The organism is Flavobacterium sediminis, assembly GCF_003148385.1.
Taxonomy (GTDB): domain Bacteria; phylum Bacteroidota; class Bacteroidia; order Flavobacteriales; family Flavobacteriaceae; genus Flavobacterium; species Flavobacterium sediminis.
This window is the reverse complement of the sequence record NZ_CP029463.1, coordinates 385,575-411,154: the sequence shown is the minus strand read 5'-3', so window position 1 is coordinate 411,154 and position 25,580 is coordinate 385,575. Positions and strand designations below refer to the sequence as shown.

Sequence of the window (25,580 nt, the reverse complement as noted above, 5' to 3'; positions counted from 1 at the left end):
TTTAAGCAAAATTAGGGCAAATACTGCCGGATGAATTTAGAAAATGGTTCAAAAACTGTTGCTAAAAGCTCAATTTTTGACTTGCTGTTTAGGTGTTATTCCGTATTTTGATTTATAGGCCTGAATGAAGCTCGACAAATTTTCATAGCCTACTTCAAAATAGATCTCGGAGGAATTTTTTTGCCTTTGATTGAGTAAGAAATGGGCATGTTCCAACCTTTTGTTCTGAAACCATTTACTAGGCGATTCGGAATAATGTTTTTCAAATTCTCTTTTAAATGTAGAAACGCTCATTCCGCACAGGAAGGCTAATTCTTTTAAAGATAATTTGCTCAATTGGTTGCTTTCGATCGTGCGAATGAATCTTTGACTGGTATCGCTGCTGTTTGCAGTTAATGAATACAGGAATTCACTGCCGTATATTTCGGTAAGATAGAGCATGATCTCTTCAAATTTAACGGCAAGTAACTTTTCCCGGACTGTTTTTGGAAGTTTGGCAATATCCAGCAGACTGTTGACAAAACGCCGGATAAAGTCATCGTATGCAAAGGCATGAACGGAACGGAATTCCGTTGGTTCACTTGGGGTTACTTTATTTTTTCGAAGAAATTGTAATACGGTTTCATTTGAGAAAAATAAGAGAACGCTTCTGTAGTTTTTGACTTCGGAAAGTTTTTCGGTCATTAAACAATGTCCCGATTTCATTAAGAGAAATTTGGAATTATCAATGGATAAAGCAGAGTTGTCAAATACCACATCTTTAGTTCCTTCGGTCAGAAAGCTAAGTATATTTTGGTTTAAGACAATTTGTTTTCTTGCTGCTTCCTGCGAACTGGAATAATCGTAAACCTGAACGCTTTGTGATGTGTTCAAATTCAGTTCATCAGGAATAGTAATTATTTTCATGGTAGTAATGTATTGATGTCATCGCCTGTTAAGTGCTGTACATTTTTTGTGATCTTTTCGATATCCCAATCCCACCATTTGAGTTCCAATAGTCGGGCTATTTTTTCTTCGGAAAATCGTTTTTTGATTTCCTGCGCCGGATTTCCGCCTACGATCGCATAGGGTTCAACATCCTTAACGACCGTTGCATTTGTGGCAATGATCGCTCCGTCTCCGATTGTAACTCCTGCCATGATCGTAGCATTGTACCCGATCCAGACGTCATTTCCGATAACAATATCGCCTTTTTGCGGATAGGTTTTTCCGTCCATTGCTTTTTCCCAACCGTTCCCGAAAATAGCAAACGGATAAGCGGTCAATGCCTGTGTTAAATGATTGGCTCCGTTCATGATGAATTTTACATCAGAAGCGATCATACAAAATTTTCCGATTACTAAGCGGTCACCAATGAAATCAAAATGGTATTTCACATTTTTTTCAAAATTCTCAACATTTTCAAAATCATCGTAATAGGTGTAATCACCAACGATAATATTCGGATTCTTAATGCTATTTTTCAGAAAGCAAAGCCTGTTGTAATGTTCAAGCGGGAAAATGGTGTTTTTATCAGGTCCTTTCATGTTGATGTTTTAAGGTGATATTATGATTGATCCAACGTCTCTTTTAGAAACTACTGGAATAATAGTATCAAATATATAACTTTTATAAGACCAATAAAAAAGCAGTATAAATTAAGTGCGACCTTTAAAAAATAAATGTTTTACTCCTGTAATTGACGAAAAAAGAACTTAATAACATCCATATTTACAGCGGAAGTGGTCCAGTGTCCAACCTCTTCATAGGTAGTGAATCTAGCATTGACACCTTCTTGTGTATAAATGGACTGGCATACTTTCCAGCGTTCCTGTACGTTGTCTCCAAGCTCATGGTTAATGAGCTTCCGCTCACTATCGTTATAGGCATCGTCAAACTGAACCGCATCGTTAGTGTCCAGTTGTCCCATGTAGATGTATTGCGGTATCTTTTTATAAGAAGCACTGTCAAACGGTTTGTGAAACAGCTTTTTAAAGTCGCCGGTTCCTAAAGGATAGTTAAACATCCGGTTATGGTATTGTTTCAACGGAAGCATTAATTCTCCGTTAAAGCCGCCCATTGCAGCTGCTTTTATGATTTCGGGATGCAGGAATAAAAAGCGGTTGGTAAAGGATCCCGAAGCTGAAAATCCATTCATAAAAACTTTATCATGAGTGGGAATATCAAGTTTTTTTAAGGTTTCATGAGCATCGTTTAGCATCGCAATTAATTGCAGGTCGAGTCGTTTGAGTGCTTTTGATTTTTCTAACATAACATCTCTGTCGAGTGCGTGTGTGTATACTAAGGGCTCAGAATCCGGTCTCGGGAACACCGGAACCAAAAGCGGAATTTTCAACATAGCAGCAATATTATTTCCCACAGAGCTGACCGAAGCTAAGTGTAAGGCGCTTTCTTGATGAACACTTATAGAGTCTGACGTTCTTCCGGTGTTGTTAGGCTCCACCAATAAATAGGTCAATTTCCCTTTGGGGGTTTCTTTGGGTATAAAAAGAATATAAGAATGTTGAAATCCTTTTTCCGGTTTAGCATTAACGATCAGAATAGTATCTTGAGAGAAAACCTGATTCTCAGTTTGGCTAAAAGAAAACAGGGATAACAGAAAAAAGAAGAGGCTGTAGTATTTCATTGTTTCGACGGGTTTTATCATGAGACGAACCAGACTTAAATGTGTTACATCTATTTTCTATATTTCTGATCTCAGATGGAGAGGATAAGAGTAGGTGAGCGGAAAGCTATAATGTGAGGGTAAAGGTTGTTCCTGAATTAACCTGACTTTCAACAGTGATCGTACCGCCTAAGGATTCTATTTGGTTCTTGGTCATGAATAAGCCAACTCCTTTAGCATCTTTATGTTGATGAAAGGTTTTACTAAGTCCGAATAACTTTGTACCGTATTTTTCCAGATCGATTCCTAAGCCATTGTCACTGAACGTTACAATTGTTTTTCCTTTTTCAGCGTAGGAAGTTGTGATACGGATAACAGGGGCTTGTTCGGCAGATCTGTATTTAATGGCATTGGTAATCATGTTCAGAAAAATGCTTTCTAAATAAGTTCTCTTGTATTTTATGTTTTCAGCCTTATTGAAGTCTGATATGATCTTAGCATCAGATTCTAAAATTTGTCCGGTCAGCATTTCTTTTGTTCTTTCCAGAATTTCATCAAAATAGATTAATTCCAGATCATCATTGCTGCTTTCTTTTATTTTAAGCGTTTCAACTAAGGTGTCTAATGTTTCGGATAAGCGTGTGATTACCGTTTGGAATTTTGACATTAACAGGTCTTTTTCCTCAGGGTCACTTGTGTTTGTATATAAATAATTAAGAGAGGTAAGATTAGCAACAGGAGATCTTAAATTATGCGATATGATATGAGCAAAGTTAGCTAGTTGAGAATTCTTTCGGGTAAGCTTTTGAGTTAATTCTTCCAGTTTTTGATTGCTGCTGATCAAAGCTTCCTGAAGATAGATCGTTTCCGTAAGGTCGGTAGCTATTTTTAAAAAACCGGTAGTCACTCCTTCCGCATTTTTTAATGCTGTAACCGAAAGTTGCATTTTTAAATTTGTGCCGTCTTTCCGAACGTATATCCACTCTCGGGTATTGGGTCTTCCTTCACGCGTAGGCGCAAAAATAGCTTCTATGCCTGAAATGTGTTTTCGGTATTGTTTTGAAAGCTCTTTTCCTCTTCGTATTAATTCTTCTTTATTGTGAAAAATCTCAGGTGTTTTTTTGCCGATTATTTCTTTGGCCTTATAGCCTAGTAATTTTTCGGCTCCGGAGTTGAAATAAGTTATAATGCCATTCAGATTAGTCCCTATAATGGATATTTCCGTTGCGGATTGCATGATTGCATTTAAACGGGCTAAGAGGGAGGAATTTCTCAGTTCGAGTGTTTTGTATTTATGGATATCCTGGAATACTCCGAACAGTCGGACGCATTTTCCGTCTTTGAATTCGGGTTCGCCGATAGCTCTGACCCAGATAATATTGTTTTTGGCAGTTACTATTTCAAGTTCCAGATCAAAAGGTTCTCCGTTTTTTACAGCTTCTTCTATGGCTTTTTCAATTTTTTCTCTGCTTTCTCCTTTATTGTAATATTGAATGGCAGTATCTAAGGTCGGTTCAAAATCATCCGGAACTTCATGTATCTCTTTCGTAAGTTTACTCCAGTACAGGTTACTTTTGTCGATATTCAGTTCCCAAGCACCTATTCGGGCCACATCACTGATTTTATCTATTATTTCATGCAAACGGTTTTGTTCCAGTCGCAATAATTTATAGTCGGTAATATCATTCGTGTACATGATGATCCCGCCAATATTCCCTTTTTCGTCTCTCCAGGGACGAACATCCCAAGCCAACCATTGCACCGATCCGTCTGCACGTTCAAAAAGGGCTTCGTCATTATGGTTTATTTTGCCGTTTAGACATTCCCGGTGGATCTGCTTCCATTCCTGACCTATTTCCGGAAAGACATCATAATGTGATTTTCCGATGATGTCTTGTCCTACTAAATTGTAATCCTCATACCATTGGGAAGAAGCAACCAGATAGTTCATGTTGTTATCGAACATGGCTATAGCTCCAGGCATTTGTTCGACAAAAATGGTATAGCGTTCCCAACTTTTTTCCAGCGATTTGTTTTTGGTTTGTATCTTTTGTATGAAAGGGAAAATTAAAGATGTCAGTAAAATAATGGTAAGTAATAATAAAACAGCATAAATAATAATTTCTATTCGGGATATTTGCTTTAGTGTTTCTTTTCCGTAGTTTTCATATAAGTCTACTTCGCTTTCCATTGCTACCAGAAATTGAGATTGGGCTTTTTCGAGTGATGCTACAGCGGAGGATAGTTCTTGCTTATTTTGAGATTGAAGAACTTGATTAACAGCAAAGGTCAGATGGTTTATACTGGTATTTGAAATCTTGATAGAATCAAGTGAAGCATTATGGTGTATTGTGGTCGTATACTTTAGAATTATTGAATCTGCTTTTTGAAATTGCGATATAATATCGGTTAACTCTTTTTTAGTTAACTCAATTTCCAGCGGATTTTCCCAGTTGTTCTGCTTAAGACGATAAGACAAGGAGAGCATTTTTTGGCTTAACATTCGTTGTCGTCCGGCTATATTAATAAGAGAAGAAACGCCTTCTTTACTGGAAACCTGGTATCCGATGTATAAATGGCTAAGAAGTAATGACGTTAGTAAAATGAGTGCAAACGCAGTTATTTTTAATCTTCCCATTGTGGTAGGTATTATTAATTATAATAGATAATAATGAAGGGGAGAATAACAAACAGTACATTCTTCTAATATAAAAAACATTAGCTAACAATGTGTTATTGTTACGGTTACATAGTATAACGTTTTATAAATTTAGAAAAAATTAATTAAAAGACCAAAAAAAATACCGACTGTCAGTCGGTATTTTTCATTAGCTTAAAAATAGTAGAAATAAAATAGGGAAGAGTAAACCTACGGCGGTTAATTTCCAACCACGTTGTTTAAATGTGTGTTTCCCGTATTTAATCATCATAGCGCCTGTTACAGCGATTATAATCAAGGATAGTCCGAAAATATCTGAATAGTAAATCCACCAGTTAGAAGTGTTTTTGTGTAATCGCATCGTCTGGCTGATTAAAGGTGTATTGACAAATTGAACGATCTCACCTTTTCCGGTTTTAACATCCAGTTCCACTTCGGTATTGTCAAATTGCATTCTGAACTTTCCTTTACGAACCATTTGACGTTTTAGTTTTTCTTCAATATGAAGGTCTTTTGCTAGTTGTTTTGCATAATCTTCCGTGATCTCATTCTCAGCAGGTAAAGCTACTTCGATATCTTTAGCTTCTATTGTGAATTTTTCAGGATGCCAATGTTCACGGTGATTCATCATTATTCCTGAAAGAGCAAATGAAATGATTAAGCCTAAGTAAAAGTAACCTAAATCGCGGTGAATGTTTCTGATTTTTTGTGCACTCATTTTTTAAAAACGTTAAGTTGTTAATAGTGTGTTTTGAGGATTAAAATTTGTACGACAAAGCTACAGAATAATTTCGAGGCGCAATAGGATTTAAGCTGTTATCATCATGCGCATTATAGTTCAATTCATTAAAAATATTGGCCAATTTTGTACGAATGCTGAAATTTTTATAATCGTATCCTAAAGTAGCATCAACCTGAAAATAATCGCTTAAGTAGATCAATTTTCGATTGTCGTTCTCTTCTGTAATGCGAGTAGAACGTCCTGCATAACGCGTTCCGAAATAGGAGTTGATTAAACCGACATTTAAACCTTTCAGTTTGCCGCTCTCCACTTTGTAGTTAATGCTTAGGTTTGCTGTATTTTTAGGGTTGTATCGAAGCAAACTACCTTCTATGTAGGTATTACTTTTTCTGTATTTGGTTTCGTTAAAGCTGTAACCGGCAACAATTTGTAAGCCTTTTACCGGATTTGCTGTAATGTCTATCTCTACACCGTTACTTCTGATTGCTCCGGCTAATTCTTTAATGCTTGAATTAGTGTTTCCGTTTGCCAGTGAAGTTTGTGCCAAATTATCATTGTTAATTTGGTAGAAGGTAACGTTTGCTTGGATTTTATCATTGAATAATTTATTTTTTATTCCCACTTCATATTGGTCAATAATTGACGGGTCAAGAGCATTACCGTCAATATCCGTTCCTGTATTGGTCTGGAATGAATTTGAATAGGTGGCAAAAAGGGAATGTTTTTTAGATGGCTGGTATATTAAACCGACTCTGGGAGAAAAGGCACCGTCATAATTATTGGTTATAGTTGTTGAGCTATTTGAATATTTGTAAACATTACTCTCAGTATCCTGATAGCTGTAACGAACACCTGCTAATAATTTCCATTTTTCAGCAAAAGAGATCAAATCCTGAACATAGATACCAAAACGGCTAATAGGTGTTTGTGTATAGGTATTTAAAGTTAGATCAGGAATAGCTCCTTCAGATGATGGATCGTAGTTATCAAAGATATTGATCGTATCATAGCCGGTATAATTATTATAACGGGTAGCATTGGTCTTATAATTTTCCACATCGGCACCGAATAAGAACTGATGTTGTGTTTTTCCTATGGTAAATTTACCGTTTAAATTAGCTTGCTGGGTAAAATAGTTATTCTTCTCTTTCGATCTTTGTAAGTTACGAGTCCATTCACCATCTTCAGAAATACTACCACCGGTATTGGGTCTTGCATTTGAGAACAGTTCGGTTTCGTAGTAGCGAATACCGTTAATAAAGTTAACACTCCAGTTATCGTTGAGGTGATGAGTTAAGGTAATGGTATTGGATAATTGCTCACTGTCAAAATAACCCCAAGTTACACCTAAGAAACGGCTTCTCGGAATATCTACTAGTTCATAATCAATCACACCGGAACCGAAATCGGGAGTGCGACTGTCATTCGTATAATCCGTTTCAACTAATAATTCTGTTTTATCTGAAAGTTTGAATAGGAACGAAGGGTTTAGGTAGTAGCGTTCTGATTCTACATAATCTCTGAAACTTTCGGCCTTTTCATAACTTCCGTTTACCCGAAAAGCTACTTTTTTATTTTTACCGATAGCATTGTAAACATCAAAAGTAGGTTTGTAAGTATTGAAACTACCGAAAGCAAAGCCTACTTCTCCTCCAAAATTAAATTTAGGTTTTTTGGTTACCAGATTCAGAATTCCGCCCGGTGCCACATTACCATATAGCATGGCAGCACTACCTTTTAAAAATTCAACTTTTTCTAAACCGGAAGTCTCTATCATCATTCCGTTAAAATAACGTACACCATTTTTAAAGGTATTGTCACTTCTCATTGAAAAACCTCTTGATGCAATCTCTTCCTGATAACCACCTACCGTTCCCATGATATAAACACCATTGGCATTTTTTAAGATGTCACTTAGCGAACTTACTTGTTGGTCCTTCAGCGTTTCGTTTGTGATAATTGTAGTAGCCTGCGGTAAATCCATAGGATTAATATTGGCTTTACCTACGGTGGCAGGGACGTCCTGAGGATTGCCGTTTACAACCACTTCATTTAGACTGTACTTTTTTACTGTATCATTAACAATCGCAAATTCATCAGCAGAATCATACTGTTTTTCTTGTGCTAAAATAAAGGGAGCAGCACTTAAACTCAGGGTTAGTAGTAAGATTTTTTTCATTTTATTTAGAACAAATTAAAATAACGGCGCAAAAGTATAGAAATACAGGAAATCTCCAAAATTTATTTAGATTAATTTTAATTAAAAGTGATAACTATTTGTTTTTTAGTGATTTTGATCTGCTTTTATAACATAAAAATGCGTGCTTTTAGTTCCAGATAATAGTATTCTTAATGTCAGAAAACCTTAAAAAGGAGCAATACTCTTTTTGAAGTAAACGTAGTAGTTCTTCAATTTCAATGCGATCCAGTAAAATGATAAAATTCTTTTGTAATGTAGGAATCGGTATTTTTTTGGGGTAAATAGAATTTTGATATTCAGTTTCCCAATATTCAATATTTATTTTTTTGAGGTAATTTTTAAATGCTTTAAGTTCTTCTTTAGTAAGGCTGAAATTCAGATTTTTATAGCTTAACTGATAATTAGCACATCCTTTAAGAAAAAGCAGAAGGCCATTTTCGGTTTGATTAAGTAATATATAATTGCGACACATTATTAAGAATGATTTTAAATAGTTAGGCTAAAATACTAACTCTCTTGTTAAAGAGCAAATTATTTAGAATTATTTTAAATAATGTAAATTTTGTAATTACAACAAAAGAGATAGTGGCAAACTAGTGTCTCTTTTTTCTCCCCCACCATATTAAAAAACCGGTTACGGGAAGGGAAGCACAGATCAGACTGATTATGAAGGCTAAAATTTTACCCCAAATGCCTAATATGGCACCAATGTGTACGTCATAATTGGCTGAAACTGCTTTTTCTCCCATGTTTTTATCTTTATGGTCATGAACATGTAGTAACTCTCCGGAGTTCTCATCAAAGATAAGGTTGTGGTTGATGTGATAGGAATACGAAAGTTGTTTCACATAGACAGAATAGTTAGGGTGCTCATGTTCGTCTAGATGTTCGTAACCGAAATCTAATGCGTAAGCAAAAGCATCCGGATATAATTCTTCTACTTTAGCACTAATCTTATCAAGAGTTTGCGCGTTACGCATTTCAATAGGAGCTTTCGTTTTGATATGTGAAAAGTCAGGATAAGTAGTATCGCCACCCGAGAATACAATGTAAATGAGAGCTTTGATAAAAAGAAAGGAATAGAACAGTCCGGTTATTGCTATGATTAATGCAATTGAGGAGGCATAGAACCCCAGAATATTATGTAGGTCATAATTTTTTCGCTTCCATTTTTTTACTTTTTTCCAGTTGAAGCGGAAACGTTGTTTGCGTGCATTTTTATTTTTCGGCCACCAAAGAATGATTCCGGAGATCAGCATGAAAACAAAAATAAGTGTCGGAATTCCACAAACATAAACTCCCCAACTCGTATTGAGCATCAGGCTGAAATGGATTGATTTAATAATGTTGAAAAAGGAGCTTATTTCATCATAACTTCCGAGTATCTCTCCGGTAAAAGGGTTAACATAAACAGATTTGTAAATGATGTATTCTTCAAAGAGGTTCCATCCGTTGGGATCGTGTTCGTAATAGTAAAAAATGTAGCTTCTTTTTTTATCAACCGGAATTGTGACCCAATGTAAAGGGAATTTTTCAGATGTATATTCATTAACTTTTTTTTCCAGTTCTTTGATTGGCAGAATAGCTTTAGCTTCAATATTTTGTTCTTTGTGAAAAATAACATCTTTTCTAAGATGATTGGTGATTTCTTCCTGAAAAGCATAGATCGCTCCGGTTATCGATATAATGAAAACAAGTAATCCTGTTGTTAAACCTAACCATAAATGAAGTTTTCCGATCCAGTATTTGAATCTGTTTTTTTTTGTCTTTTTCATCAAAAATGTGTCTTTTTATAATGAGCTTTTCCGGTTGTGTTTTAAGACTTGAAACTCCTCTAATGCAAACACATTAGAGGAGCTCAAAATTTAAACTAACATGAAATTAAAATTAAAAGCGGTAGGCAACTGTGATCCTCCCATTGATTCCCGGTTCACTTTGCCAGTATAGATAAGTTCCGTAATTAGAACCGCTATACAGGTATTCATCTAAAATATTGTTGATAGTTAAAGTAGCACTAAAATGTTGGTTTTTCCAGGAGATAGCTCCGTCCAGTCTGAAATAATCCGGTAATTCAGATTCATTGTCCGCCCCCCAGTTCCATGAAGATCTGTCAACCTGATATTGATATCCGGCGGAGATTCCGAAACCTTTTAAGAACGAGTCTTTTTTGAAATTATAATTAATCCAGCCGTTTGTGATATGTTTGGCAAATCCGGCGACTTTGGTACCGACATTAGCCGGATCAGAGTCTTTAGTGATCTCGACATCAGTATTAGCATAGTTCAATATTATATTTAATTCCGGAGTTATTTGTCCTTGCATATCAAATTCAATTCCTTTAGATTGAATTTCACCTAACTGAATACTGAAGTTTGGGTTTTCAGGATCGTTTACTAATACATTTTCTTTGGTAATTTGATAAACGGTCAATCCGGTATTTAATTTGCCTTTGAACCATGATTTTTTTAGACCTCCTTCTATATCTGTTCCCAGAACCGGGTCAAATTTTTCTCCGGTGGCACTTGCTCCGTATTGCGGTGCAAAGGATTGGTCATATAAAGCATAGGCAGTAAATCCTTTTAAAATATCGTAGCTTAGACCGAATCGGGGAGTGAAACGAGCTTCTTTACTTTCGGCTCCGTAAGCAAATGTTTTACCTTCTGTATAACGAGTTGCAATTGTTAAGCGTAACTTTTCGTCTAAAAAATTCAATTCATCCTGAGCATAAGCCGAATACAGATCCGCTCCCTGATGATTAGCCGCTCCTCTTTCTTTTACAGATTGCGAACGGTCAAATTCAGGATAAACGGCATTCCCGTAGACCGGATTATAAATGTTGAAAGGATTTGCCGGATCATCAATTAATCCGTATTGTCCCCAGTCCGCATAATAACTTAAGTTTCTGGAATCAATGCCACCCATTACTTTATGTTTGATAAAACCGGTATTGAATGTGCCGTTTGTATAAATTTGAGCCAATTGGTTCGTAGATAAAGCATCCCAGATACTCAAATAGCGCAATAAGTCTCCGTTTTCAGCCATGCTGTAAGCCCATAAACTGCTTCCCGTTCCGCTATATTGCATAATCATGTATTGGCCGGCAACAGACCAGTTTTCATTGAATTTATGTGTAATGTTGGTCAGAAAGCTGACTTCTTCGATGGTAGACATTGGAAAATCCTTATCAAGGATTGAAAAATCTCTGTCCAAACTTCCGTAACCTGCTGAAGCAGGCGCAAAAACATAGGCTGCCCCGATCATTTGTTTGGCCTTTTGGTAAGTAACTTCAGTAGTAACCGTAGTGTTATCTGAGAATTCATAACGGAAAGACGGTACAATACTGTAACGGTTGCTTTTTTCAAATTCTCTTTGACTTTCCAGGTTTTGATACATACCGTTTAAGCGGTATTGAAATTTACCATCTTTACTTAAAGCACCACCTAAGTCGATAGTTCCTCTATAGGTGTTGTAACTCCCGGTAGTAAAACTCAATTCTCGGATCTTATTTTTAGTTGGTTTTTTAGTAACAACATTGTAAAAACCTCCTGGTTCACCTGCCGACATCATAAATCCTGAAGGTCCTTTTACAAACTCAATGCGTTCTACCATCGACATGTCTTCAGAAAGTGGTCCCCAAGGCAGTTCTACGTTCATTCCGTTTCGGAAAGCCGGTAGTTTAAAGCCTCTCATATTTATACGGGCAAAGTGTCCCCAGTGTTCAATCATTTGAGCACCACTGACATTGCGGGTAACCGATTCCATCATGTTAATGATGTTTTGGTTATCAATGGCATCTTTAGTAATAACCTGAATGTTTTGTGGGATCTTTTCTATCTCGGTTTGTAAGCGGAGACTGTTTGAAGGTTCTTTAACGACATATTTATTCGGTGTGCCACTCACGACAACTTCTTTTAAACTTTTTATGCTGTCTTTTTGTTTTTCCTGTGTCCAACCTGAAATGGCAATTGAACTAATAGCTAAGATGAGTATTTTATTTTTCATTTATTTAGATTTAATAAAAACAATGCAAAAATAGTAAGTGTACAATAAGAATCAAAATTTATTTAGACTTGTTTTAAATAAATGTTTTAATCGTTTGATTCTCAAAAAATAAAACTTAAGATTTTTTAACTTTAAACATTGCGTAAAAAAGCATAAATTTGCACTCCTAAAAAAGAAAGACAGCTATGTTAGAAAAGTTGCAATATGTAAAACAACGTTTTGATGAGATTTCAGATCTGATCATTCAACCTGATGTAATCGCAGATCAGAAGCGATATGTACAGTTGAATAAGGAATACAAAGATCTGAAAGCACTTGTTGAAAAGCGCGAGGAGTACATTAATGTTACCGGAAATATAAAAGAGGCTAAAGAAATTATTGCAGACGGATCGGATGCAGAAATGGTGGAAATGGCCAAAATGCAACTGGATGAAGCTCAGGAGCGTTTGCCTCAGTTAGAGGAAGAGATCAAATTTATGTTGATTCCTAAAGACCCTGAAGATGCTAAAAATGTAATGGTTGAGATCCGTGCGGGAACGGGTGGTGATGAGGCATCAATTTTTGCAGGAGATCTATATAGAATGTATACCAAATATTGCGAAGGCAGAGGTTGGAGAACTTCAGTAGTAGACTTGAATGAAGGAACTGCCGGTGGTTATAAAGAGATCGTTTTTGAAGTGAACGGTGAAGACGTTTACGGAACTTTGAAATTTGAAGCCGGTGTGCATCGTGTGCAACGTGTTCCGCAAACTGAAACTCAGGGAAGGGTACATACCTCGGCGGCTACAGTGATGGTATTGCCAGAAGCAGAAGAGTTTGACGTGCAAATTGATATGAATGATGTGCGTATTGATTTGTTTTGTTCGTCAGGTCCCGGTGGTCAGTCGGTAAATACAACTAAATCTGCAGTGCGTATGACACATATTCCTACGGGATTAGTGGCGCAATGTCAGGATGAAAAATCACAGCATAAGAATAAAGATAAAGCTTTACAGGTATTACGTTCTCGTTTGTACGAAATGGAATTGGCTAAGAAGCAGGAAGAAGATGCTAAGAAACGTAATTCGCAAGTAAGTTCGGGTGACCGTTCGGCTAAGATCAGAACGTACAATTATCCTCAAGGTCGTGTGACGGATCATAGAATCGGGTTGACGATTTATGATTTGGATGGTGTAATGAACGGAAATCTCCAAAAGATAATTGATGAGTTGCAATTAGTAGCTAATACAGAAAAATTAAAAGAGTCTGAAGTATATTAATAAAAAATCCCCGCATCGCGGGGATTTTTTATGTCTTAGTTTTGTGCTTCCTGTTGTGCTTGCTGTACCATATTTTCATTGGCAATAATAGCAAATTCAACCCTTCTGTTATTGGCCATGCTTTCTTTCGTTTCATTGGTATCGATAGGTTCGGTTTCTCCCATACCTACAATTTCAAATCGCGAACCGGAAAGTCCTTTGGCAATCAGGTAGTTTTTTACGGATTCGGCTCTTTTAACCGATAAGGTCATATTGTAATCATCGTTTCCGGAACTATCTGTATGTCCGTAGATGATAATGTTAGTGTCATTGTAATCTTTAAAGACCGGAACTAATTTATCTAAATTAGCTTTAGCTGTACTGGTCAAAGACGATTCGTTTAAATTGAATCGAATTGCATTCTCATTTAAAGTCAGTTTAATACCTTCTCCGACACGTTCTACTTGTGCTCCTGGTAATTGTTCCTGAATTTCACGTGCTTGCTTGTCCATTTTTCGCCCGATTAATCCTCCGGCGACTCCACCGATAACACCTCCTAAAATAGCTCCGGTAGCACCTTTTCCGCCTTTTCCTAAGTTGTTTCCTAAAATACCTCCGATCACGGCACCTCCTGCTGCACCGATCACAGCCCCTCGTTGTGTATTGTTTGAATTCTTCACCGCATTACACTGTACCAATAATACAGCCGATAATGCTATTAAAATTGTTTTTTTCATAACTATATGCGTTCAAAAGTTAATACAATATCTTGTGTTTTGTTTAATACGTCAGCTTGTTCGATCAATTGGAATTTATTTTCATTAATCGGTACATACTGAACTACGTATCCGGTAGTCACTTTTTTACTTTTTGTTCCGTTTAAAAATTTGATTACCATTTCATTATTCTGATTGATGTACCAGGTAATATCACTTTCATACGCACAGGAATAGTCATTGATTTTCATACTTCCTTTGTTGTTGTTGGAAATGAAATGCCAGGTACTGTTTACAAAACATTTGGTATTTCCCAGATCAAATAAACTGACTTTTATGTAGTCAGAATTAGCATAAGAAACATCAGTGACCTGCCAGTCTCCTTTTACAGCGACTTGTGATTGGTAATTGAGTTTGGTTTCCACAGCTTTTTCTGTTGGTTTACACCCAAAGACAAAAAGTGTGACAAGAATAAGAGTTATTTTTTTCATAATTTGGTATTTAAAAGGAGTCCGGCAAAAGCCGGACATCATGATTATTCTTTTGCTTCTGCATTTTCTTCAGCCTTAGCATTCATTCTGTTTAAAGTATACATAGGCGCAAATTTTACTTTTAAAGCAGCAATTTTTAAATTGTCATCAGAAGATAAGCCTTCTTTTTCAATGGTATTTTTACGAGAATCCAAAGCTTCATAAAGTAACTTTATTTCGTCCCAATCTTCTCTGGAATAAAGAGCTTTGTTTTGCTCAACAGTGTTGACAAAGTTTTCATAAACTTGTAAAATATTGTCTTTGTTAACCCAACTAAAGGTTAGGTCTTCTCCAGTGTGCTCTTCGCCTAGTAGCGCTTTTCTCAACTTCTTTTTTTCCATTTGCATCTTTGATTCAGTAACTTCAGATTTATACAAATCAAATTTTGTGGTTGAGGCATCAATATTTTCTTGGGCAGTAACTTTATTATCTATTTTGGTAATAGCTTGTTCAGCTTCATTCTTTTTCATTTGATATGTTGCTTCAATGTCTTTCCATTTTTCAGAAGATTCATTGATAGAAACTGAACTTATTGAGTCTACAAATTTAGTGAAATTATCAATTTTTTGAGCAGATATTTTGTTTTCTTTATCGGTACATGCAATCATAATTATTGCAAATACCGTTGATCCTGTTAATCTTAATAAATTTTTCATAGCACATTTTTTTTGTTAATATATTCTATAGATTAAAGCCATACGCTAAACGAATCATGATTTGGCCAAGACCTTTGTTGAACTGATCATTTTCAACAGTAGGGAAATCACTTAAGTGTTCGTATCGTAAGCTTAAGTCGATGTATTGAGTAGCATAACCTATCGTGGGGCTTAAGAGTAAAGATGTTTTGTCGTATCCGTTGGTAACGGCAAAGGCTGCTCCGGCTTCTCCCATCAAATAGAACTTGTCTTTTAGAACAAAGGCTTTGAAACCTCCTTTCAGAGGTATATATCCCAAGTCATTGTTACTACCGTTTACAAATAAATTGTTATACCCGGTGGTTAACGTAAGCGAATAAGGTTTTGAAAAGTCGTATTGTAAACGAACGTCTCCTCCCAGACTACTTTCGTAAGGATCTTGTAATGGCGCTCCTATTGACAAGCCTATTCCTAATTTGAACTTAGGGTCATAAGGTGTGTCAAGATTGTATTTTTCCTGTGCAAGTGATCTTACCGTTGTTAAGAGTAACGTACTCATAACAACGGTATAAAATATTTTTTTCATGTGATTTTGTTTTTAGTGGTACATAAATTCAGTGTATGAATTATTCTAAATAGAGGCTTTAAATTTTTCGACTGTTGTTAATAATTCGCAATAGAATGGCGATGATAGCTATAATCAACAGGATATGAATTAAGTTTCCGAATGAACCTACATATAATCCTAATGCCCATAGTATTACCAGTATTACTGCGATCAGATATAATAAATTTCCCATAGCATTTTTTTTAATTGTTAAAATTTAATTCCCATATAAACACTCACGGAACTGTTTTTTCCATCCGGAAAAGTATAAGTGGTTCCGCCGATGTTTTGTTTTTTTCCTACGGTATTGAGTCCGTAGTTGTAGCGCGCTCCGATGGATATAGTTGAAAAGTCAAATCCAAATCCGCCGGAAAGTCCGTAATCGAATGTATTAAGATCGTCGTTATTGATATTTTGTTCGAAGTCAAATGTCCCTCCGTTTGTTTCATTGGTCACTTTAGAATCGACTAGGTAAGCAATATATGGACCGGCATGAAGGTTAAAGTTTGGCGTAACGTTTAATTTCAATAATACAGGTACTTCTAAATAGTTCAACCGGAACTTAGCCTCTCCGGTAGCTAATGCATTGTTGTAGGATAGTTTAGCACCTTTTTGTGAATACAAAAATTCAGGTTGAATTGAGACTACTTCATTTAGAGGCATATTGACAAATAAACCTAAGTTGAAACCAGTCAATACGTTGTTGTCGTCAACATCATCGACATAAAGGTTCGAGAAATTAGCTCCACCTTTAATACCAAAGGATGCGGTTGTAGTTGATTGAGAGTGAACCACCGTTGTATAGCCTATTAAGCCTAATAGAACTATACCGTTTAAAATTTTCTTTTTCATAGCAATTTGTATTTATGGTTAACTTTAATTTAATTCCGAATTGATCAGGTTGAGTTTAGAATTCAATTCGCCGATAGCATTTTCGGCCAATTGTTTTAACTCTTCGTTCTGTGTATTTTTCTTTACCATAGTAAATTCTTCAACTTCTTCTTTTATCAGTTTTTCAAGAGCCACTAAATACACATAATCTCTGGTTTCTGTTTCATTTTGTTCAGTTATGCCTTCCGTTTCCTGAATAGTGTCGGGTAAAATAATAAGGTTCTTTTTCGCAATTTTTTTAATACGCTTATTAAGGTTAAGGTGTTTCGCCTCTATACCAGAAACAATGTTTTGTGTAGCCAGGCTTAGTTCTTGTTCTTTGGCATATTGAGTTACGTTTAAGATCTTTAGCCCTGAAACGGTAATATCATTTAAGAATTGAGAATCTACTTTGTTATGAATATCTTCATTGATCATGTGAATAATCGGATTATCCATATTTTTTTCTTCTCTTTTACACGAAACCAATACTCCTGTAGTTACAGCAAGTAAAAAGAGTAGCTTTGGGATAATTCTTTTAATTTTCATGTTAAACTTAGTGGTTATGTAAAGTTTTGTTTTTAATTACATTACAAAGTTCGTGAGTACGTATTTTTTTACGTTACAATATTTTTTACCATTGTTATAATATTTCCATTCAGTTGTTGCAAAAGAAAAAAACACCTACTGAATTCAGTAAGTGTTTTTTAGATTTTAAAAGGAAAATGATACTAAGAAGGGAGGTAGATGATAAATTCGGTTCCTTCATTCGGAATACTTTTAGCCAATATGTAGCCTCTGTGGTTTTCTACTATTTTTTTACAAATAGCAAGACCTACTCCCGTTCCGGGATAATCTGTTTTGGAATGCAATCGTTGAAAAAGATTGAATATTTTCTCGGCAAACTCTTGTTCAAATCCGATTCCGTTATCAGCGAACTTTATTTTGATATACTTACGGTTCGTATTGTCTGCAATATCCGTTTCTTTTGAAGCCGTAATTTCTTCCCAAGTTATTTTTATGACCGGATCAACTTCCGGTTTGCGGTATTTGATGGCGTTACCGATCAGGTTCGTGAATAATTGCTCCAGTTGAAACTCCACTCCTTTAACGATAGGTAATTCAGGATACCGGATATCTGCATTTTGCTCTGAAATGGTTTCGGAAAGCTCGGCAATGGAGTTGCTGAGCATGAGGTTTAAGTCAACAGATGTAAAGGTTTCCTGAGAGCGGCTACTTCGTGAATATTGTAATAGATCATCGATCAATATGCGCATGCGACTGGCGGCACTTTTAATTCTGTCAAAGTACAACTTGCCGTTTTCTGAAAGATTCTCGGTTTCTTTGTCTTCAATTCTGGAAATAAAAGTTTGTATTTTTCGTAAGGGTTCTTGAAGGTCGTGGCTGGCAACATGATTGAATTCCAGCAATTCCATATTCGTTTTTTCTAACTCTTGGTTTCTTTCTTCAATCAATAATGCTTTTTTGTAATCATCAGTAATATCCCGTGTAGTACAAATAAGACTTTTTATTCCGTTTTTATCCGTGATAAGCTTTGCTTTAGTTCTTAAATAACGTAACTCGCCGGTATCTTTTCTCTTGATCTTAAATGTTATTGAAGGAGCATCAGTACGGGATAGACTATCTTCAAAGCTTTTTTGATATTTTTCTTTATCTTCGGTAACGATAAGTGTCCGAAAAGAATCCATTTTATGTGGAGTGGTTTTAGGATTTAGACCGAAAAGATTAAAATAATTCTCTGAAAATAAGAACTCGTTTTTTGAGATATGATAGATCCAAGTTCCGTAATTACCCAATTTCTGAGATTGATTACTTAGCTCATCATAGATCTTTAATTGGCGGTTTGATTTTAGGATGCGTCTGTAATTTTTAGAAATTTTAAGATAACCGAGAACAATCGTTAAGATAGAGATTAAAAATGTAGAGAACAGAATTAACGGAGTGTTGGATTTACTTATTCTGTAAATCCTGTCGTTGTTATGAATCTGTTTTTTTTCATTGGTGATCATCTGATTGACTTCCAGACGAAGTGAATCCATGATCTGTTTTCCGGTTCTCAGGTTATCCTGAAACTCATATCGGGTAGAAAATTCTTTTTTGAAATAGACGAATCGTCTGTCAACTAAATTATAGATTGTGTTTAAATGCACTTGTTGCAAGGTATCTTTTTCAGTCGCTTTTCTTAAAATAAAAAAAGAATTGTTGACCTTATCTCTGGCATTAGAATAGGGCTCCAGAAAAGTAGAGTCATTTGACAACACAAAACCTCTGTCACTGGTCTCTGCATCTTTTATGTAGGATATCAGTTTTTCCAGTTCCAAGGAAACTTCATAGGTTTTTAGCATGGATTCTCTAATGTTTTCCAACTCTTTGATATGCCTGTAAGTGATAGAGGCCAGAAAGATCAATACAAACAGCGCTGTATAAAAAATTCCTTTTATAAAAGAAAAAGAGTTGAAAAATTTAGAGTTCAGCATATTGGTCTATAGTTTCAGTAAAAAGTTTTCTTTCTTCAATCCTGATGTATAATATTGCCAGTTCAGGGTTACTACATCATTAAGAACCTTTTTCAACATATTAAAATCACTAGGTTTTTTAATATAGATGTTAGCTCCTAAAACAAACGTTTCTTCCACATCGGCATCCGATGAAGAAGTAGAATATATAGCAATTGCAATATCTTTTAAGCGATCGTTCTGTTTGATCTCTTTTAAGCAATCCATACCGTTCTTGATCGGCATGTTTAAGTCGAGAAAAATAATGTTCGGTAAAACACTTTCCGGATGGTTTAAGAAATCCATTAATTCTTGTCCGTTTTCAAAAGTATTTACTACAGTATTAATTTTGAGTTCCTCAAAGGCGTCAGTAAAAAACATTCTGTCATCTTCATCGTCATCAGCCAAAGTGATTAGTAAAAAATCTTTTTGCATAAAAAAATATAAGTTAGTGAATGTTTTTCGATACTAATTCCCTGCGTTTTTCAATGATCCGTTGAAAAGCAGAGGGTGTTATTCCGGTTGTATTTTTAAATTGGGTACTTAAATGAGCCACACTCGAATAATTGAGTTTAAAAGCAATTTCTGTTAAACTTAGATCTGTATTGACTATTAATTGTTTTGCGTGTTCTATTTTTTGAAGGATAACAAAATTCTCAATGGATGTATAAGTAGTTTCAGAAAACAGATTCGACAAATAACCATAGCTATGACCAAGTTTCTCGGATAAATAGGTTGAAACTTTCACATTGATGCCTTCTTCTTGTAAAACCATTTCAATAATAACATCCTTGATCTTCTGGACTAAAACATTCTTTGAATCTTCGATGACTTCAAAGCCATATTCGCTAACGATCTTTCGGATAGCTTCGTATTGTTCGGTAGACACGGTTTCCAGAAATAATACTTCATTAGTGTTTATTAAATTGTATTTGATCCCAAAAGAAGATAGCTTTTCATTTAGCACCTTTTGAGCAAGAATAGTATGGTCTACTTTAAAAAATAGTTTCATAATAATGATTAGTTTCGTAAAGTTAAGTATTACTTTGCTTAAACAAAAACAAACGAAATGTTAATTTGTTGTTTTACTTTAAGTATTCGTTTAAACGCAAGCTCAGGTTAAATCTTATGTACAAACACTATTTTTAATTTTTTAGCAGTATTAGAAATGGGATAGAACCAAAAGTAGAATAAAAAACGCAAGTGAACCTTATAAGATTTTCAGATAATTTTATAGAATAGTTACTTTTTTGATTACCGCTTTGTAAATTTGCACTAATCAAAACAACAACATGACAACACGGCAACTTATTGAACAGATCAGAAGCAAAAAATCATTTTTGTGTGTAGGACTGGATGTAGACCTGAATAAAATTCCCAGCCACCTGTTAAATACTGAAGATCCGATCTTTGAATTCAACAAGGCAATTATTGACGCAACGCATGATTTGTGCGTTTCATATAAGCCTAATACCGCTTTTTATGAAGCTTATGGAATCAAAGGTTGGCAATCACTGCAAAAAACGATTGACTATATCAATGAAAAGTATCCGGAAATATTTACTATAGCGGACGCCAAACGCGGAGATATAGGTAATACATCCACAATGTATGCTAAAGCATTCTTTGAAGACTTACAGTTTGATTCGGTTACAGTAGCACCTTATATGGGAAAAGATTCTGTAGAACCTTTTTTAGCATTTGAAAATAAGCACACCATCTTATTAGCATTAACCTCAAATGAAGGCGCTTTTGATTTTCAAACATTAGAAACCAATCATAAAGAATTATACAAGCAAGTATTGGAAACGTCTAAAAGTTGGAAGAATTCGCAAAACTTAATGTACGTTGTCGGAGCAACCAAAGCTGAATATTTTGCAGAGATCCGAAAAATAATTCCCGATAGCTTTTTGTTGGTTCCCGGAGTTGGAGCGCAAGGAGGAAATTTACAGGATGTATGCCAGTACGGGATGAATGATACCATAGGTTTGCTCATCAATTCTTCAAGAGGAATTATTTATGCGTCCAATGGAAATAATTTCGCAGAAAAAGCAAGAGAAGAAGCTTTAAAACTGCAACAACAAATGAAACAGATTTTAGAAAAATAATTATCAATTTGTGGCAAAAACACTAAAAGACCAACTAGGGACAGAACATATTTTTGAAACAACACCTAAAAGAATAGTTTCTTTGGTACCTTCACAAACCGAATTGCTATATGATTTAGGCTTAGAAGATTCAATAGTAGGAATTACTAAATTCTGCATCCATCCTTTTCATCTGAAATCGACCAAAACGATAGTAGGAGGAACAAAGAATGTTAAAATTGACAAGATTATGGCCTTACAGCCTGATGTGATTATTGCCAACAAGGAAGAAAATACATTAGAGATTGTCGAATCATTGAAAGGCATTTGTCCGGTTTGGGTAACAGATATTATCTCTGTTGAAGATAATTTAAAAATGATCGAGGATTTGGGACTTCTGTTTAACAAAAGAGTGGAAGCTCAAAAATGGCTTGATAAGATCAAATTTGCGCATCAGGATTTTTTGCAGTTTGTACAAGATCAGCCGGAAAAGAAAGTAGCTTATTTTATCTGGGCTAATCCATATATGGTAGCCGGCAATGATACATTCATCAATACGCTCTTAAAACTTAATAAGTGGAACAATATTTATGAAGCTAAAGAAGGACGTTATCCGGAAGTTGAATTGAAAAAAATGAGACTGGAAGGCGATCCTGATTTTGTATTTTTGTCTTCAGAGCCTTTCCCGTTCAAAGACGAACATGCTTTTGAAGTAGGAAGATTTACCCATCACGCTAAGACTGCTTTTGTAGACGGTGAAATGTTTTCCTGGTATGGTACTCATTTGTTCAGAGCCTTTGACTACTTTAAAAAGATACACCAAAGATTACAATAAATACCCATTAAAAAAAAGAAACTCCGATATTGCTATCGGAGTACTTTTTTAACTAACCCTAACCAAAATGAGAAATTTATCTTTTTCTTGATGCAAATATCAGGCGAATTTTTGGTTATATGTGTTAACAATATGTTATTTATATGTTATTGATTATTAAAAAATTAAAATGCTATTTTGAATCTTGTAAAGCAAAAACTTTTTTTAATAAATCACTAGTCCTTGAAGACAAGTCGGTTCGTATATTTTTCTCTTCCACAGCGATCATTTTAAACACGCCTTCCATAGCTTTATTAGTCGTGTAATCTGTTAAATCCGGATTTACTTTTTTGACCAATGGAATGCTGTTGTATTTAGTAATGATATTGGTCCATATTTTATCAGCACCTACTTTTGCAAAAGAATTTTGGATAACCGGACTGAATTTAGAATATAAAGCAGTAGAAGTAGTGTTTTCCAGATATAGAGTAGCCGAATCGTCAGTTCCCATCAAAATATTTTTAGCATCTGTAAAAGTCATCTGTTTTACAGCGTCAACAAAAATAGGAGTTGCTTCTTTAACAGCATCTTCAGCAGCTCTGTTTAGCATTTTAATACCTTCATCTGCTAAGCTTGATAATCCTATATCTCTAAGGGTTTTGTCTACTTTCTGTAGTTCTTCCGGAAGTAAGATCTTAACTGCGGCATTTTTATAAAAGCCGTCGGTTGCCGTTAGTTTGGAAACCTGTTTAGAAATACCGTTGTCTAAAGCTTCTTTCAAACCGTTACCAATATCTGTTTGACTCAATGTTCCGGCTTGCGGTAGTTGATCCAGTACTTGTTGCATCTCAGAGCAAGCAGAAAGACTAAATACTAAAAAAAATAAAACTAGTTTTTTCATGGATTTTAAATTTGTTCAAAAGTAAGTTTTTTAATCGGTATTCGACAAATCATAATTATTTGTTATTATAAAATAAAAACAATCAATTTCACTTATATTTTTCGTAACTTTAGTTTCAATACCTTTGAGAAATAAGACATATAGTTGATAATTAATTGATTATTGGTCTAAAAATAAGCATTAACTATATCAAAAACTAAATAAAAATGGAACACAGTAAAAACGGTAACGGCAAATGCCCATTCACAGGAGCGGCTAACAGTCACAGTGCAGGAGGTGGCGGAACAAGAAATAGAGATTGGTGGCCTAATCAGCTAAGATTAGGGATTCTTCGTCAAAATTCAGCATTATCAAATCCTATGGGTGAAGAATTCGAATATGCAGAAGCTTTTAAAAGTTTGGATCTTGATGCTGTAAAAAAAGATCTCAACGATTTAATGACAGATTCACAGGAATGGTGGCCGGCAGATTTCGGTCATTACGGACCTTTGTTTATTCGTATGGCATGGCATAGTGCCGGAACCTATCGTATAGGTGACGGAAGGGGAGGAGCCGGAGCCGGACAACAGCGTTTTGCACCTCTTAATAGTTGGCCTGATAATGCTAATTTGGATAAAGCACGTAGATTACTTTGGCCGATCAAACAGAAATATGGTAAAAAAATATCTTGGGCAGATTTAATGATCCTGGCAGGGAATGTGGCATTGGAGTCCATGGGATTCAAAACCTTTGGTTTTGCCGGAGGTAGAGAAGACGTTTGGGAACCGGAAGAAGATATCTATTGGGGAAGCGAACAAACTTGGTTAGCACCTAGCGAAGCACCTAAAAGTCGTTATTCAGGAGAGCGAGATTTAGAAAACCCGCTAGCAGCAGTACAAATGGGGTTGATCTATGTGAATCCGGAAGGTCCGGACGGGAACCCGGATCCGATTGCAGCGGCTAAAGACATACGGGAAACTTTTGCCCGAATGGCAATGAATGATGAAGAAACTGTGGCGTTGATTGCGGGAGGACATACCTTTGGTAAAACCCATGGAGCAGGTGATCCTGCACTTGTAGGGGCAGAGCCAGAGGCTGCTGGTATAGAAGAACAAGGCTTAGGTTGGAAGAGTAGTTTCGGTTCCGGAAAAGCGAGTGATGTCATCACGGGAGGACCGGAAGTAACTTGGACACAAACGCCGACAAAATGGAGCAATTTTTTCTTCGAAAATTTATTTGAAAACGAATGGGAATTGACTAAAAGCCCGGCAGGGGCTTATCAATGGGTAGCAAAAGCAACTACAGAAAGCATTCCGGATGCGTTTGACCTGACAAGAAGACACAGACCTACGATGTTGACAACAGATTTGTCACTGCGATTGGATCCGGCTTATGAAAAAATATCCAGACGTTTTTATGAAAATCCGGATGAGTTTGCAGATGCTTTTGCGCGCGCCTGGTTCAAATTGACGCACCGTGATATGGGACCGATTGCTCGTTATTTAGGACCGGAAGTGCCTAAAGAAGACTTAATATGGCAAGACCCGGTTCCGACAGTAGATCATCCGTTAGTAGACGAAAAAGATATTGAATCCTTAAAAAATACTATTTTAAATTCAGGCCTCTCAATTGCAGAATTAGTAAGTACAGCTTGGGCTTCGGCTTCAACGTTCAGAGGTTCAGATAAAAGAGGTGGAGCCAACGGAGCGCGTATTAGATTGGCACCGCAAAAATATTGGGCTGTCAATAACCCAACCCAATTATCTAAAGTTTTAGATAGCTTGGAAAACATTCAAAAAGACTTTAATAACACTCAAACGAATGGTAAGAAAATTTCTTTAGCAGATCTGATCGTATTAGGAGGCTGTGCTGCAATTGAAAAAGCCGCAAAAGAAGCCGGTAATGTTTTAAAAGTTCCTTTTACTCCGGGCAGAACGGATGCCACTCAGGAACAAACTGATGTTGAATCCTTTGCCGTTTTAGAACCTATTGCTGATGGTTTCAGAAATTACCTGAAAACAAAATTTGTAGTATCTACCGAAGAATTGTTAGTAGACAGAGCACAACTACTCACTCTCACAGCTCCTGAAATGACGGTTTTAATTGGAGGAATGCGTATGTTAGGAACCAATCATGAAGGTACGCAGCATGGCGTTTTCACCAAACGACAAGGAACCTTGACCAATGATTTCTTTGTGAATCTGTTGGATATGGGAACTACTTGGAAAGCTATAGACGAACATGAAGAAGTTTTTGAGGGTAGAGACCGCTCCACTAATGAGTTGAAATGGACAGCTACCCGGGCAGATCTTATTTTCGGTTCCAATTCTGAACTAAGAGCCATAGCAGAGGTGTACGGAAGTGCTGATGCAAAACAAAAATTTGTACACGATTTTGTCGCTGCCTGGAATAAAGTAATGAACTTAGATCGTTTTGATCTCAAATAATTTAGCTGTTAACTTTTCAATGTAAAAAGCAT

Annotated in this window: 24 protein-coding genes; 4 read left to right on the top strand and 20 right to left on the bottom strand. The window is 35.9% G+C overall.

Going from position 1 to position 25,580, the window contains the following annotated elements; all coding sequences use genetic code 11:
* Positions 1-69: 69 nt before the first annotated feature.
* The 9 genes from DI487_RS01900 to DI487_RS01860 form a co-directional block, all read right to left on the bottom strand.
* Positions 70-906, bottom strand: coding sequence for a helix-turn-helix domain-containing protein (locus DI487_RS01900; protein WP_109568155.1), 837 nt, complete (start codon positions 904-906; stop codon positions 70-72).
* Positions 903-1,526: a CatB-related O-acetyltransferase gene (locus DI487_RS01895; protein ID WP_109568154.1), complete on the bottom strand. Its 624-nt coding sequence runs from the start codon at positions 1,524-1,526 to the stop codon at positions 903-905. The genes DI487_RS01900 and DI487_RS01895 overlap by 4 nt, the downstream gene beginning before the upstream one ends.
* Before the next feature lie 140 nt (positions 1,527-1,666).
* Complete coding sequence (locus DI487_RS01890; RefSeq protein ID WP_146193353.1) at positions 1,667-2,626, bottom strand: hypothetical protein; 960 nt, start codon at positions 2,624-2,626, stop codon at positions 1,667-1,669.
* A 106-nt stretch (positions 2,627-2,732) separates the two neighbouring features.
* Entirely contained in the window at positions 2,733-5,243 is a 2,511-nt protein-coding gene (locus DI487_RS01885) for a PAS domain S-box protein (protein ID WP_109568152.1), read from the bottom strand.
* 190 nt (positions 5,244-5,433) lie between these two features.
* Positions 5,434-5,982, bottom strand: coding sequence for a PepSY-associated TM helix domain-containing protein (locus DI487_RS01880; RefSeq protein ID WP_109568151.1), 549 nt, complete (start codon positions 5,980-5,982; stop codon positions 5,434-5,436).
* 40 nt (positions 5,983-6,022) lie between these two features.
* Positions 6,023-8,185 carry a TonB-dependent siderophore receptor gene (locus DI487_RS01875; protein ID WP_109568150.1) on the bottom strand — a complete coding sequence of 721 codons (2,163 nt, stop codon included), beginning with the start codon at positions 8,183-8,185 and terminating at the stop codon, positions 6,023-6,025.
* A gap of 148 nt (positions 8,186-8,333) precedes the next feature.
* Positions 8,334-8,678: a DUF6686 family protein gene (locus tag DI487_RS01870; protein WP_109568149.1), complete on the bottom strand. Its 345-nt coding sequence runs from the start codon at positions 8,676-8,678 to the stop codon at positions 8,334-8,336.
* 121 nt (positions 8,679-8,799) lie between these two features.
* Positions 8,800-9,981, bottom strand: coding sequence for a PepSY-associated TM helix domain-containing protein (locus tag DI487_RS01865; protein ID WP_109568148.1), 1,182 nt, complete (start codon positions 9,979-9,981; stop codon positions 8,800-8,802).
* Positions 9,982-10,093: 112 nt separating this feature from the next.
* A complete protein-coding gene (locus tag DI487_RS01860; protein WP_109568147.1) occupies positions 10,094-12,208 on the bottom strand; it encodes a TonB-dependent siderophore receptor in 2,115 nt (704 codons plus the stop codon).
* Positions 12,209-12,393: 185 nt separating this feature from the next.
* Between DI487_RS01860 and prfA the strand changes: the two genes are divergently transcribed.
* Entirely contained in the window at positions 12,394-13,467 is a 1,074-nt protein-coding gene (gene prfA, locus DI487_RS01855) for a peptide chain release factor 1 (protein ID WP_109568146.1), read from the top strand.
* 35 nt (positions 13,468-13,502) lie between these two features.
* Here the strand turns inward: prfA and DI487_RS01850 are convergent, their stop codons facing one another.
* The 10 genes from DI487_RS01850 to DI487_RS01805 form a co-directional block, all read right to left on the bottom strand.
* Positions 13,503-14,183 (bottom strand): OmpA family protein, encoded by a 681-nt coding sequence (locus DI487_RS01850; RefSeq protein WP_109568145.1) that lies wholly within the window; start codon positions 14,181-14,183, stop codon positions 13,503-13,505.
* A 2-nt stretch (positions 14,184-14,185) separates the two neighbouring features.
* Positions 14,186-14,653 carry a hypothetical protein gene (locus DI487_RS01845; RefSeq protein WP_170108157.1) on the bottom strand — a complete coding sequence of 156 codons (468 nt, stop codon included), beginning with the start codon at positions 14,651-14,653 and terminating at the stop codon, positions 14,186-14,188.
* Between the two features lie 44 nt (positions 14,654-14,697).
* The gene (locus tag DI487_RS01840; protein WP_109568143.1) at positions 14,698-15,348 is read right to left on the bottom strand and encodes a hypothetical protein; all 651 of its coding nucleotides are present in this window, start codon (positions 15,346-15,348) and stop codon (positions 14,698-14,700) included.
* A gap of 25 nt (positions 15,349-15,373) precedes the next feature.
* Positions 15,374-15,913: a hypothetical protein gene (locus DI487_RS01835; protein WP_179948686.1), complete on the bottom strand. Its 540-nt coding sequence runs from the start codon at positions 15,911-15,913 to the stop codon at positions 15,374-15,376.
* 58 nt (positions 15,914-15,971) lie between these two features.
* Positions 15,972-16,127 (bottom strand): lmo0937 family membrane protein, encoded by a 156-nt coding sequence (locus DI487_RS01830; RefSeq protein WP_109568142.1) that lies wholly within the window; start codon positions 16,125-16,127, stop codon positions 15,972-15,974.
* Positions 16,128-16,144: 17 nt separating this feature from the next.
* Positions 16,145-16,786: a porin family protein gene (locus DI487_RS01825; protein WP_109568141.1), complete on the bottom strand. Its 642-nt coding sequence runs from the start codon at positions 16,784-16,786 to the stop codon at positions 16,145-16,147.
* Between the two features lie 24 nt (positions 16,787-16,810).
* Positions 16,811-17,353, bottom strand: coding sequence for a hypothetical protein (locus DI487_RS01820; protein ID WP_109568140.1), 543 nt, complete (start codon positions 17,351-17,353; stop codon positions 16,811-16,813).
* Between the two features lie 182 nt (positions 17,354-17,535).
* Positions 17,536-19,302 (bottom strand): CHASE3 domain-containing protein, encoded by a 1,767-nt coding sequence (locus DI487_RS01815; RefSeq protein WP_109568139.1) that lies wholly within the window; start codon positions 19,300-19,302, stop codon positions 17,536-17,538.
* A gap of 6 nt (positions 19,303-19,308) precedes the next feature.
* Positions 19,309-19,755 (bottom strand): response regulator, encoded by a 447-nt coding sequence (locus DI487_RS01810; protein WP_109568138.1) that lies wholly within the window; start codon positions 19,753-19,755, stop codon positions 19,309-19,311.
* A gap of 13 nt (positions 19,756-19,768) precedes the next feature.
* Entirely contained in the window at positions 19,769-20,332 is a 564-nt protein-coding gene (locus tag DI487_RS01805) for a helix-turn-helix domain-containing protein (protein ID WP_109568137.1), read from the bottom strand.
* Between the two features lie 280 nt (positions 20,333-20,612).
* Between DI487_RS01805 and pyrF the strand changes: the two genes are divergently transcribed.
* Positions 20,613-21,428 carry an orotidine-5'-phosphate decarboxylase gene (pyrF, locus tag DI487_RS01800; protein ID WP_109568136.1) on the top strand — a complete coding sequence of 272 codons (816 nt, stop codon included), beginning with the start codon at positions 20,613-20,615 and terminating at the stop codon, positions 21,426-21,428.
* A gap of 10 nt (positions 21,429-21,438) precedes the next feature.
* Positions 21,439-22,242: an ABC transporter substrate-binding protein gene (locus DI487_RS01795; protein WP_109568135.1), complete on the top strand. Its 804-nt coding sequence runs from the start codon at positions 21,439-21,441 to the stop codon at positions 22,240-22,242.
* Positions 22,243-22,414: 172 nt separating this feature from the next.
* On the opposite strand, the gene DI487_RS01790 is transcribed toward DI487_RS01795, so the two are convergent.
* A complete protein-coding gene (locus DI487_RS01790; RefSeq protein WP_109568134.1) occupies positions 22,415-23,122 on the bottom strand; it encodes a DUF4197 domain-containing protein in 708 nt (235 codons plus the stop codon).
* Between the two features lie 206 nt (positions 23,123-23,328).
* Between DI487_RS01790 and katG the strand changes: the two genes are divergently transcribed.
* Positions 23,329-25,548, top strand: a complete 2,220-nt coding sequence (katG, locus tag DI487_RS01785) for a catalase/peroxidase HPI (RefSeq protein ID WP_109568133.1) — start codon at positions 23,329-23,331, stop codon at positions 25,546-25,548.
* Positions 25,549-25,580 lie beyond the last annotated feature (32 nt).